This window comes from Halpernia humi (assembly GCF_900108025.1).
GTDB lineage: Bacteria > Bacteroidota > Bacteroidia > Flavobacteriales > Weeksellaceae > Halpernia > Halpernia humi.
Window position 1 is genome coordinate 275,576 of record NZ_FNUS01000001.1, and the last position, 13,077, is coordinate 288,652.

Here is a 13,077-nt window from a genome sequence, read left to right on the forward strand (position 1 = left end):
TCCGCCTTCCACTCCCGCTTTTTTGTTCCGCTTTGCTCCACAAAAAGAGCTCCGTTCAAGTCGGGGCGCAATGCTGCCACTTTTAGAACTTTCTATTTTTCACCTCGAATTTCATCCATCACCCAATCTAAAGCCAAATCTTTTTTCGCTAAAACTTGCTGTGTTGTGAGTGAAATTTCATGATCTGGAACCACGCCTTTTTTGGTATTTGTGAATTTAATATGGGGCTGAATTAGCATTAAACCAATGGGCAATTTTAATTTAGAATTGGGTAAAGTTTCGGTTGAATATCTTCCCGCAACTGTGCCATCATTTGCACCGCCTGTTTCTTCGCCAACAATGATTGCTCTTTTGTCCCCTTTTAATTTTGAAGGTAAAATGGAGGCCGCAGAAAAACTACTTCCATTTATTAAAACATAAATTTTTCCTTTAAAAGCGTCTTTTTTAGGTTTTTTAATAGAAAAAATACCGTTGTTTCTTAAATAAAATTTCCCGTCTTTTTTCTTTGTAGAAAGCGCAGTTCCCACAAAATACAATGGATAAACAAGCGCGGCGATTGGTTTTGCTAGATTAGGAATAGGTTTAAAATAATCGGCGTGAAACATCGCATTTCTAGAAGTGACTTCAATATCATTTACAAACTGAAATTTCTCTGAAACCAAATAAGAATACAAATTATTAATTTCATACAGAGAACCGCCAAGATTATCTCGAATGTCTAAAATTAAATATTTAGACTTTGCGTTTTTAATTTCTTTAAAACTTTCTTTGTAAAATTTTCTAGAAAAAGTGCCCGAAAATGTTTTGATTTTCATGTAAGCAATTGCGCTGTCTTTGGTAGGAAATTGCAAATCCCGATTATAACTTTTTGTGATAATATTGTAATCTTTAACCTTTCCAGTTTCGCTTTTTGTTAATTTTTTGTTTTTGGCTTTGCTTGCTTTTTCTTCTTTTTTAGTGATTTTTTCTCGGTGAATGTAAAAATCTTTAAGCTCATTATTATATTTAGTTTCAATTTTCACACTATCCAAAATGCCGTTTTCTATGGTAAAAAAAAGTGGCCAATTTCTGGCTAAAGAATATTTTTGGAAAGTCTTGTTATAGCCGTCACTATTGATAAATGTCTTGTATTTTTCTAAATAATTTTTAACTGCGGTATCTTTTATTTTTAAAATTTCTGTGCCTACTTTTATATTTTCAAACTGGTCGGCGTTGTCTTTTACAAAAATTCGATCACCGTCTATAACATAATTCATTCGGCCTAAAAGTCCTTTTTGGCGCTCTAATTCTTTTATTTCTTTTTTAGTAAATTTTTCTGCCGGCGGAATTACACGAAGATGTCCTTCTTTAATTTTTGCAATAATCGGTTCTAATTTTTCATAAAACGCAAGCGGCTTCAGAGGTTTTGTAATTGTTGATTTTAAAGAATCAAATTTAAAATCTAAAGAATCTTTAGAAATATACCAATACAAATTTGGATGAAGTTTTTGGAGTTTCAAATATGCAAAATCGATGTCTTTTTTTAGTTTTTCGGGCGCAATTGTTTTCTCTAAATTTTCGTTGTATTTTTTAATGCTTGCACAAGAAGATATTAAAAAAAGTAAAAGAAATAGTGTCGTTTTTTTCATAATTAATAGAAGTCAAAATTAAATAAATTATGCTAACTTTAAGCAATTCTTTAAGTAATGTTATTGATTTTGTTGATGATTTTCGCTAGAATTATCGCTAAAAACTATAAAAGTAATTTATTTATTAAATTAATTTTATAACTTTTAGGGATTAAAAAAATATAGATTTGTTTAAAATAAATATTAATTATGAATACACCAGGAGAAAACAAATGCCCACATTCTCAGTTTGATGAGAGCCAACAAGGCGGAAGTTCTAGTCATGCTTCCACTCAAGGGAAATGCCCAGTCATGCACGGCGCCAATACGGAAGCCAAAGATTCTGCGATGAATTGGTGGCCGAAAGCACTAAATTTGGATATTTTGAGCCAACACGACACCAAAACAAATCCTCTGAATGAAGAATTTAATTACGCTGAAGAATTTTTAAAATTAGATTTAGAAGCGGTAAAAAATGATTTAAAAAATTTGATGACAGATAGCCAAGATTGGTGGCCTGCAGATTGGGGACATTACGGCGGGTTTATGATTAGAATGGCATGGCATTCTGCTGGAACTTACAGAATTGCAGATGGAAGAGGAGGTAGCAATACGGGAAATCAGCGCTTCGCGCCACTTAATTCTTGGCCAGATAATGTGAATTTAGATAAAGCAAGACGTTTACTTTGGCCTATAAAAAAGAAATATGGAAACAAATTGTCTTGGGCAGATCTTATTATTCTGGCAGGAAATATAGCGTACGAATCTATGGGTTTAAAAACTTTTGGTTTTGCAGGTGGAAGAGAAGATATTTGGCATCCAGAAAAAGATATTTACTGGGGTTCTGAAAAAGAATGGCTCGCGCCGTCAGGAAGTGAAGGAAGCCGATATTCAGGGGAAAGAGATTTAGAAAATCCTTTGGCAGCGGTTATGATGGGCTTAATTTATGTAAATCCAGAAGGTGTAGATGGCGTACAAGACCCAATTAAAACTGCGCATGATGTTCGTGAAACTTTTAAAAGAATGGCGATGAATGACGAAGAAACTGCGGCACTCACCATTGGCGGTCACACTGTCGGAAAAACCCACGGAAATGGAAGCGCGGAAGTTTTAGGAGAAAGTCCAGAAGGTGCAAATATAGAAGACCAAGGTTTTGGTTGGATGAATCCACAGGGAAAAGGCAACGCAGAAAATACGGTAAGTTCTGGTTTAGAAGGCGCTTGGACGACAAATCCTACAAGATGGGATAATGAATATTTAGATTTACTATTAAATTATGAATGGGAGAAAACCAAAAGTCCGGCAGGAGCAAGCCAGTGGGAACCGATTAATTTACCCGAAGAGAAAAAACCAATAGATGCTTTTAATCCAAATGTGCGCAGAAATCCAATGATGACAGATGCCGATATGGCAATGAAAATGGATCCAGAATACCGAAAAATTGCTGAAAAATTCTACAACGATTTCGATTATTTGTCGGATACTTTTGCACGGGCTTGGTTTAAATTAACGCACAGAGATTTAGGACCGAAAAGCAGATATTTGGGCGCAGATGTGCCACAAGAAGATTTAATTTGGCAAGATCCAATTCCAAAAAATGAAACGGTTTTATCTGATGATGAAATTGAAGATTTAAAAAATCAAATTTTAAATTCTGGCTTATCTAGAACAGAATTAATAAATACTGCTTGGGACAGCGCAAGAACTTACAGAGGTTCAGATTACAGAGGAGGTGCAAATGGAGCGAGAATAAGACTAGAACCACAAAAAAATTGGGAAGGAAACGAACCAGAAAGATTAGAAAAGGTTTTAAAAACCTTAGAATACATTAAAAATAATTTTTCTAAATACGTAAGTATTGCAGATTTAATCGTTCTTGGCGGTACTGCAGCCGTAGAAAAAGCCGCGCACGATGCAGGATTTTCTGTAAAAGTGCCATTTTTAGCCGGAAGAGGTGATGCAACGCAAGAAATGACCGATGTAGAATCTTTTGCAGATCTAGAACCAGTTCACGACGGTTATAGAAATTGGTTGAAAAAAGATTATGCCGTTTCTGCGGAAGAATTATTATTAGATAGAACCCAATTAATGGGACTTACGGCACCAGAAATGACGGTTTTAATTGGTGGAATGCGCGTTTTAGGAACCAATTATGGCGGCGCAAAAGAGGGCGTTTTCACCGATAAAGTTGGCGTTTTAACCAATGATTTTTTCGTGAATTTAACGGATATGAATTACAAATGGAATCCGGTATCAGACAATCTTTACAACATTGTAGATAGAAAAACAGGCGAAACAAAATGGACGGCAACCCGAGTAGATTTGGTTTTCGGCTCAAATTCTATCCTTCGTTCTTACGCGGAAGTTTATGCGCAAGACGACAATAAAGAGAAATTTGTGAAAGATTTTGTGAAAGCCTGGACGAAGGTGATGAATGCTGATCGCTATGATGTGAAATAATTTTCATTAAAAACAGTATATTTAAAACGGGCTTTTTAGTCCGTTTTTTTGTTTAAAATAAGTTTTAAAATAATCATCCAAAATAAAATTTGTAACAATGTTTCTAATTTTCTACTAACGAATTATGGCTGTGAAAAACACATCTTCTGAGCAAGAATTTTTAGCACAAATAGAAAAGCACAAAGGAATTTTATTTAAAATTTCTAAAATGTATATGGATGATGCAGAAAACCAGCAAGATTTGTTTCAAGAAATGACGTATCAGGCGTGGAAATCCTTTCCTAAATTTCGTGGCGAAAGTCTTTTTTCAACCTGGCTTTATAGAATTGCATTAAATACAGCGATTGTATTTTTAAAATCAGAAAAAAAGAGAAAATCAATTTCCGCAGATTTTAATGAAAATATTTCTGTTGTCGCAGAGCATTATGATTTTGAAACGGAAGAAAATTTAAAACAAATGTATCAAGCAATTAACCAACTAAATAACATCGACAAAGCCTTGATTTTCTATTATTTAGAAAACTTTAGCGGGAAAGAAATTGCAGAAGAAATGGGAATTACAGAAGTAAATGTGCGCGTAAAACTAAACCGCGCCAAAACAAAATTAAAAGAACTTTTAAACCAAAATTAAAATGGATTTAGATAATATAAAAGATATTTGGAGCCAAGAAAATCCAGATACGACGCCGGAAATTTCTTTAGAAAATCAAAAAGAATTGCATTTGCCTTTAGAGAAATTGCGCAAAAATATGCGTAAGGAATTTTGGTCAACCATAGTTTTGTTTGTGTTTATCATTTTATTCTTAACATTTGTAGATTTTCATTTTTTTAAATTTAAAATTTACGTCATCACTTTAGTTGCTTCTATGATGCTGATTACAGCGTTTTATTATTATAAATTTTTTCTTTTGTATAAAAATCTAACCTCTGTCGATTTCAATTTATTAGAAAACTTAAAAGATTTAAAATTCCAGTTTAAACTCAATGAGCAGTATTATTTGGGATATTATATTGCTTTTGTTCCATTTACAGTTGCAGAGGTTATTTTAATTTTTGAGTTTATTCCCGGTTGGAAAAATCTCACTGGATTTTCATTTATCTTGTACTTATCGATTTTCTGTTTATTAATGTTGGGTGCTTTGTATGTTGTGGGAAAATGGTGGTTTCAGAAATTTTATGGCAAATATTTTAGCCAAATTTTAAACTTAATTGATGATTTGAAGTAAAAAACAAACATTTTTAAGATTGTTTTTATCAATGTTTTATTTCGGAAATATTGAACCAGTTTATTCGTAAAATAATTGGATTTTTGCATCTTGTTTTATTCAAATAAACTTGGTCTAAAAATGAGTGTCTTAAAAGAAAAAAATAAATTTATTGCGACCATTTTGGCGTTTGCAGTCATCCCAATGTCGGGTTTGTCCACTGATATTTATTTGCCTTCTATGCCGAGTATGGCTACAGAATTGGGTTTGCCAGAAAGTAGTATTCAACTTACTTTGTCTATATTTTTAATCAGTTATGGATTGACACAGTTTTTCGCTGGAAGCGTAGTAGATGCTTTTGGGAGATACCGCGTTTCTTTAATTTCTTTAGCATTATTTGTTTTTAGTTTTTTAATTACTGCGACTACAAAAGATATTGTGGTAATTTATGCCATGCGCGTTGTCCAAGGTGCTTTGGCAGGAATTGTGGTGGTTTCTAAACGGGCATTTTTTGTAGATGTCTATAAAGGTGAAAAAAGAAAACATTATTTGAGTATTATGACCATCGTTTGGTCTGTTGGGCCTATTATTGCGCCATTTATCGGTGGTTATCTGCAAAAACATTTTGGTTGGCAATCTAATTTTTATGTTTTGGCTGGTTACAGTTTTCTTCTTTTATTATTTGAGTTTTTATTTTCTGGTGAAACTTTAAAAGTAAAAAGACCTTTTAAAATTGATTTTCTTGTTAAAGAATACAACATGATGTTTCGGGCAAAAGATTTTTTTTACGGAATCTTAATGTGTGGCTTGAGTTATGCGATGGTTATTTTCTTTAATCTTTGCGGCGCATTTATCATTGAGCACAAAATGGGTTATTCTGAAGTAGTAGCCGGTTATGTCTCTTTAGTTCTTGGTTTGGCTTGGATGTGTGGTGGCTTTTTGGGTAGATTTTTAATTAAAAAAGCATTTTTACCAAAAATTAGAATCGCTAATTATATTCAGTTGGCTTTAATTGTGGCTATGTTTTTTGCTTCATTTTACACAAATACCATTTATAGTTTAGTCGCTTTTGCATTTTTAATTCACATCACGGCAGGATTTATTTTCAACAATTATTTCGCGTATTGCATCGGAAGATTTCCCGATTCTGCGGGAATTGCGGGCGGGTTAACGGGCGGTGTGGCTTTTATTTTAACTTCAGCCGTAAGTTATAGCATCGTTGCAGTCTTAAAACCTGCAATTCAAATAGAAGTGGCAGAAGGTTATTTTATTTTGGGAATTTTTGGCTTGCTGGTTCTGACGCTTACAAAATGGCGAAAAGCACATGCTTAAAATCATTCAAATTTTACTTTAAAACTTCATCAAAAAACAAAGGTGCGCCAAGTTCATTAAAACTTATAATGGTTACTTTAAAACTTTTAGCAGAATCATTATTAAAAAATTTCACAGTAGTATGTAGTTTTGGATTTTGCAATAATGATGGGTTCCAGTATAAAACGTTTCGCGTGTCTGAATTGATTTTTTTATAAGAATCGCTATTAAAATTAGGTTCAACAAATTCTACAGGTTTGTCGTAAGTTTTTAATGTTACAGTATTATTTTTTTTAGGTTCTTTCGTGTCGTTCACAGATTTCATTCCGCCTTTTCGAAAATAAATGGCAATTGCGTTTCCTAAAGTTACACTTCCTTTAAAAATTTTTACCATTGCAATGTCGCTTACTGAGATACTGCTGATAAAATTTATATCAATCGGAGATTCATCTAAATAGATTTTCGCTGGTGCATTTCTGATATAAGGTACTAAATCTCCATTTTGATTGGTCTGAAAAGTGAGCCCCGCAACTCTACCTTGCAGAAATTGCATGATAGACTGTCCTGCAACATTTTGGTTTTCATTTATAAAATCAAAAACAGTAGAATTCATACTATTAAACATACCTCTTGATAAATCATCATTAAGTTTGTCCGTTGCCGACATTTTATTGCCTTTTATTTTAACTTCTTGTATAAGCGTTTCATCATTTTTTATTTGCAAATTATTTTTTTTATTGGCCACGGCATTTGCAATCTTTGGTGGTAAAACATCGGTTGATTCTCTATCCACTAAAATATATTTAGAACTTGGTAAATCTCCATTTAAAGGCACAAAATTCACAGTTGGCTGAAAATGTAAAGTCAAATTATCGGGAACGGAAAGTTTATTTTTTTCATTTTTGTTCAAAAAATAAGATATTTTAAGAGGTTCATCGTAAGTGATATTATCAAGGTAAATGAAGCCTTCTGAATCTGTCTGCGCGGGAGAAATTGTCGTATTCTTATCTCCTATCTGCACTAAAAGGTTAACGGATGTATTTTGCAAAGGCGCGCTATTTTTGGCTAATCTTCCCCGAAAAGAAAGATGTTCTTCTGGCTTGTATTTTATAAATGGTTTTGTTCCCGATAGTAGCGTTTTCCAATCAAATCGTTGCCATTTCTCTGAAATTAGCAAAGCGTCTAAAGCATTAGCATTATTTTTAATTGAAAAATATTGAGCCGGATATTCTATTTTATCTGTAAAATCTCCTGTGAGCCAAAGTGTGCTTAAAACATTATTTTCATCTGAAGTTTCCGCTTCCGCTTCTTTCACCAAAACAGTAAATTCGTTAAAATCTTTAGCATCAGAAATTTCAAATTCATTACTAGAACGTGGAGAATTGCTAAAGGGTAAACCAACAATCGTCGGTTTTTTAATATTTAAATCATTAGGTAAAATAAAACAAAGTCTTTGTGCGACCACAATATTATTTTCATTAAAAACTGTGAGTTGTAAAACAGCATTATATGACCCGTAAATATTAGTTGGAATGGTTTTTTTAAATTCTTTTAAAGGCTCTTTAGATTCCGCTTTGTAAGCTAATCGGTTATTAATTGTGCCAATTATTTTATAGTTTTTTAAATTTTCTGGCAGATTGATGCCTCCAATTTCATAGTCAATTCCATTTTTACTAGAATTTACATGAAAACTAACGCCACTTGTAGCCACTTCTGGTAAATCTACAGTTTGCTTTTTTCCTTTTGCATCTTCAATTATAGTTTGATAATGTTTTCCATTTTCTGGCGTGATGCTGAAAATCGCCACATTTTCATCTAAACCTTTGTAAGTCGTTATTTTTTCATTTGGGTGGTCTTTGTCGATTACATAACCGCTCCAATTGGCATTTCCAACGCTTGTGTTATTAATTCTTACAGCAAATTTTGTCGACACATTTTCTATAAAAGTGCCACTTTCTGGGTAAACTTTTGCACTCCAATTATTTTCTTTTAATTCTAATTTTTTTGCAGAATCTGGATTATAAACTAAAATTGGCTGAAACGTTTGAAACGCTTCGGTGAAATTGGCCATCCAAGGCGTGTAAGCGCGAATAAAATAGACATCTTCTGGCAATTTTTCATCTAATGTAAAACTTCCCGTGCCTTCTCCATTTTTTATTAGAATTGTTTTTTTGTCTAATAATTTTTTGTTTTGGTCATACAATTCCACAAAAAGTGTCGTAGAAATCGTAGAAAGTTGGTAGCCTTCAAAAACGAAAGATTTAAATAAAATATTGTCGCCGTTTAAATATTGATTTTTATCTAAAAGCAAATAGACTTTCTCTTGTGAATAATTGTTTTCTAGATTTTTTATTGCGTCGTCAATTTTACTTTGCGCGTTGAGAACATTTAGGAAAGCAAAAAACGCAAATAAAAAATTTTTTTTTCTCATAGATAAAATTCTAATAATTTAATTAATTTTAAATCCTAACAAAAATAAATTATTACTTGATTTATATTGATTAAAATCAATTCAAATTTTATTAATTTTAGAGAAAAGTTTTAGTGTTTAATTGAGTTAAAATATTAAAAGTAAATGGTTTTTAAAATTAAATATCATATTATCTCCGTTGTTATTTTATGTGCATTTTTCTCAAATGTCTATTCCCAAAAAATTGAACCTTGGAGAAATGGCGAAACCGTTTTAAATGATAAAATTAAGAAATATAAATCAATAGATAGTCTTGATTATAATGATCCTATAAATGCACTTTACAAAAGTAAAAATTTATATTTTGAAGTTAGTTTAACTGAAGGTGTGATTAATTTAAAAAATATCGAAAAGAAAATCTTTGGTAGTGGTGGCTTTTCAACATATAAATTTATAGATAAAAATAGTAAAAAAACCTTAAAAACTGAATATAATATTACAGAACATTTCTATGAAGATGAGAAAAAAAACATTATAAAAACTCTGAAATTAAGAAGATAACTGTTTTTTTTGATGAAAATAATAATCCTGATTTAGTTAAATATTATCAAAATCAATATGATAATGAAAATGTTATTTCAAGTGCGGTGTATTATTTAAATTTTCCAAAAAATCTTGATGACATTGAAAATTCAAGCACAAAATCTATATTTAAAGAAATTTTAGAAATAATCAAAAATTTTGGATAAAATAAAACCATTTCATTTTTTGAAATGGTTTTATTTAAATTATTTTTCTAATTTCTAAATCCCAGAAATAATTTTATTTAAAGTTTCACTTGGTCTCATCGCTTTATCCGTTTTCTTGAAATCTGGTAAATAATAACCGCCAATATCTTGTGGTTTTCCTTGTGCGCCAATTAACTCAGAATTTATTTTTTCTTCATTATTTTTTAATTCTTCCGCCACTTTTTTGAAGCAAGAAGAAAGTTCAGAATCTTGGGTTTGTTCCGCTAATTTTTGCGCCCAATACATCGCTAAATAGAAGTGAGAACCGCGGTTATCGATACTTCCAAGTTTTCTTGCCGGTGATTTATCATTGGCCAAAAACAAATCATTTGCAGCATCTAAAGCATCGGCTAAAACCTGCGCTTTTTGGTTGTGTTTGGTTTGAGAAATAAATTCTAAACTCGCTTGCAACGCTAAAAATTCACCTAAAGAATCCCATCTCAAATAGCCTTCTTCTATAAATTGCTCAATGTGTTTTGGCGCAGAACCGCCTGCTCCGGTTTCAAAAAGTCCGCCGCCATTCATTAATGGAACAATGGAAAGCATTTTTGCGGAAGTTCCCAGTTCTAAAATCGGGAATAAATCAGTTAAATAATCTCTTAAAACATTTCCAGAAACAGAAATGGTATCTTTTCCTTCTCTGATTCTTTCAAGCGTTACTTTCATCGCTTCTTTGATATCCAAAATACGAATATCTAAACCAGATGTGTCGTAATTTTTCAGATATTTTTCGACTTTTTTAGTGATTTCTCTGTCGTGCGCTCTTTCATGATCCAACCAAAAAATGGCAGGCGTATCAGATAATCTCGAGCGGTTCACAGCCAATTTCACCCAATCTTGAATCGGTGCATCTTTGGTTTGACACATTCTGAAAATATCATTTTTCTCTACTTTTTGTTCCAATAAAGTGTCGCCATTTTCGTTTTCAACTTTTACAATTCCATCACCAGAAACTTGGAACGTTTTATCATGTGAACCATATTCTTCGGCTTTTTGCGCCATTAAACCCACATTTGGAACTGAACCCATTGTTCTTGGGTCAAGTGCGCCATTTCTCTGCATATCTTTTACAACCGCTTCATAAAAACCTGCGTAACTTCTATCTGGAATAATCGTAATTGTATCTTCTTCTTTTCCTTCTTTATTCCACATTTTTCCGCCACCACGAACCAAAGCCGCCATTGAAGCATCAACGATTACATCCGACGGAACGTGAAAATTGGTAATGCCTTTGTCAGAATTTACCATCGCCACTTTCGCACTGTTTTCTAAAGTTTGTGCGATGGCATTTTTAATTTCTTGCTCTTCAGGATTTCCAGCAATTTTATCAAATAAATCTTGCAAACCGTTATTAGGATTGATGTCTAAAGTTTTAAATAAATCTGCATATTTCGTAAAAACATCTTTAAAATAAGTTTCTACAATCGCTCCAAAAATAATTGGATCAGACACTTTCATCATTGTTGCTTTCAAATGCGCAGAAATCATCACGCCTTTTTCTTTCGCTTCCTGAATGGTTTTTGCCACAAAAGATTTTAAAGAATTAAGATGCATTACGGAAGAATCAATGATTTCGCCTGCTTTTAAAGGTGCAAAATCTTTTAATATTTTTGATGAACCATCATTTCCGTAAAAAACAATTTTATATTTTCCGTCATTTTCAATAGTTGTAGAAGTTTCAGTCCCGAAGAAATCGCCAGAAGTCATGTAAGCCACTTCGGTTTTAGAATCAGATTTCCATTCTCCCATTCTGTGGGGATTATTTTTAGCATAATTTTTCACGGCTTTTGGCGCGCGTCTGTCAGAATTTCCTTCTCTTAAAACAGGATTTACTGCAGAACCTAAAACTTTAGAATATTTTGCTTTAATTTTTTGTTCTTCCTCGTTTTTGGGTTCAGAAGGGTAGTTGGGAATATTATATCCATCTTTTTGAAGTTCCGCAATGGCTTCGTCTAATTGCGGTGTAGAAGCAGAAATATTTGGTAATTTAATGATATTTGCGTCTGGCGTTTTTGCTAAATCGCCTAACTTTTTCAAGGCATCTTCTATCTTTTGATCGTCTTTTAAAAATTCTGGAAAATTGGCTAAAATTCTTCCTGCTAAAGAGATATCCGAAGGTATTATTTCTATATTGGCAGTTTTTGTAAATGCTTTTACAATTGGCAGAAAAGAGTGGGTTGCCAACATTGGCGCTTCATCAGTAAGAGTGTAATAAATTTTAGACATTATAATTTTTTAATTTTTATTTTGAAAGTCCACAAAATTAATGAATTTAGCGCAATTTTTAATTCAATATCAAAACTTTAGTAAAACTGAATTTTATTTGGTTTTTTGGACGAGTTTAATATTTCGGCTTTGATTGGTAAAAAATGGAGTAATTTTGAAAATTAAGGACTAGAAAATTAAATCAAAAAATAGGATAAAATTTAATTTTTAAATAAATTTTAAGAATTATTTAACCTTTGCTAAACCTGCTTTACGTCTATTTTTCACTAATTTTGAATTAATTAAAAAAAATAAATAGTTATGGCAAATATTACATTGGGTGGAAACCCAATTCATTCAATCGGCGAACTTCCAGAAGTGGGTTCAGAAATGAAAGATTTCAAACTTACAGGTGCAGATTTGAATGAAAAAACGCTTTCAGATTTTGCAGGGAAACGCAAGATTTTAAACATTTTTCCAAGTATCGATACTGGCGTTTGCGCGGCTTCTGCAAGAGCATTCAACGTGAAAGCGGGCGATTTGGAAAACACGGTTGTTATTAATATTTCTAAAGATTTGCCTTTTGCACTGAGCAGATTTTGCGCGGCAGAAGGTTTAGATCATGTAGAAAGTCTTTCAGATTTTAGAGGAAATTTTGGCGAAGATTACGGTGTAGAATTGGTAGATTCTCCCATGAAAGGTCTTTTGAGCCGTGCAGTAATTATAGCAGACGAAAATAATAATGTCCTTTACACTGAGCAAGTGCCAGAAATTGCGCAAGAACCAAATTATGAAGCCGCTTTGACTGCGTTGAAGTAAGCGGTATTTTTCTAAAATAAATAAAGGAGAATTGCAAATTTTAAAATTTTTGTGATTCTTTTTTTTATTTAATGTCGTTCCTTCTTCTTATTTAAAAGTCAGATTCAAATAAATTTTTATATTTTTTTAGGTTGAAATTTGAGTTATAGAAATATATTACTTTAATAATCAACATTAATCTTAAACTCTAAAAATCTTTAAATAGAAAAAATTTTCTTTATATAGATTTGTATTTTCAAGCGCTAGACAATTCTATATTTTGCAAAAAATAG

General features: G+C 32.2%; 9 protein-coding genes. 6 read left to right on the plus strand and 3 right to left on the minus strand.

All coding sequences use genetic code 11. The features are described from left to right. Nucleotides 1-92: 92 nt before the first annotated feature. Nucleotides 93-1,628 carry a S41 family peptidase gene (locus C4S29_RS01325; protein ID WP_103912321.1) on the minus strand — a complete coding sequence of 512 codons (1,536 nt, stop codon included), beginning with the start codon at nucleotides 1,626-1,628 and terminating at the stop codon, nucleotides 93-95. Nucleotides 1,629-1,817: 189 nt separating this feature from the next. On the opposite strand from C4S29_RS01325, the gene katG reads away from it, so the two are divergent. The 4 genes from katG to C4S29_RS01345 all read left to right on the plus strand — a co-directional run bounded on the left by katG (nucleotide 1,818) and on the right by C4S29_RS01345 (nucleotide 6,604). Beyond that, entirely contained in the window at nucleotides 1,818-4,067 is a 2,250-nt protein-coding gene (gene katG / locus C4S29_RS01330) for a catalase/peroxidase HPI (protein WP_103912322.1), read from the plus strand. Between the two features lie 130 nt (nucleotides 4,068-4,197). Beyond that, a complete protein-coding gene (locus tag C4S29_RS01335; protein WP_233740459.1) occupies nucleotides 4,198-4,698 on the plus strand; it encodes an RNA polymerase sigma factor in 501 nt (166 codons plus the stop codon). 1 nt (nucleotide 4,699) lies between these two features. After that, nucleotides 4,700-5,293 (plus strand): LTA synthase family protein, encoded by a 594-nt coding sequence (locus tag C4S29_RS01340; protein ID WP_103912324.1) that lies wholly within the window; start codon nucleotides 4,700-4,702, stop codon nucleotides 5,291-5,293. Nucleotides 5,294-5,413: 120 nt separating this feature from the next. Next, the gene (locus C4S29_RS01345) at nucleotides 5,414-6,604 is read left to right on the plus strand and encodes an MFS transporter (RefSeq protein ID WP_103912325.1); all 1,191 of its coding nucleotides are present in this window, start codon (nucleotides 5,414-5,416) and stop codon (nucleotides 6,602-6,604) included. A 13-nt stretch (nucleotides 6,605-6,617) separates the two neighbouring features. Here the strand turns inward: C4S29_RS01345 and C4S29_RS01350 are convergent, their stop codons facing one another. Further along, nucleotides 6,618-9,014, minus strand: coding sequence for a hypothetical protein (locus C4S29_RS01350; protein ID WP_103912326.1), 2,397 nt, complete (start codon nucleotides 9,012-9,014; stop codon nucleotides 6,618-6,620). Between the two features lie 144 nt (nucleotides 9,015-9,158). On the opposite strand from C4S29_RS01350, the gene C4S29_RS01355 reads away from it, so the two are divergent. Continuing rightward, nucleotides 9,159-9,554 (plus strand): hypothetical protein, encoded by a 396-nt coding sequence (locus C4S29_RS01355; protein ID WP_103912327.1) that lies wholly within the window; start codon nucleotides 9,159-9,161, stop codon nucleotides 9,552-9,554. Between the two features lie 242 nt (nucleotides 9,555-9,796). Here C4S29_RS01355 and C4S29_RS01360 read toward each other — a convergent pair whose 3' ends face one another. After that, a complete protein-coding gene (locus tag C4S29_RS01360) occupies nucleotides 9,797-12,007 on the minus strand; it encodes an NADP-dependent isocitrate dehydrogenase (protein WP_103912328.1) in 2,211 nt (736 codons plus the stop codon). Nucleotides 12,008-12,307: 300 nt separating this feature from the next. Here C4S29_RS01360 and tpx point away from each other — a divergent pair, with 300 nt between their 5' ends. After that, nucleotides 12,308-12,805 carry a thiol peroxidase gene (gene tpx / locus C4S29_RS01365; RefSeq protein ID WP_103912329.1) on the plus strand — a complete coding sequence of 166 codons (498 nt, stop codon included), beginning with the start codon at nucleotides 12,308-12,310 and terminating at the stop codon, nucleotides 12,803-12,805. The last annotated feature ends 272 nt before the right edge of the window (nucleotides 12,806-13,077 follow it).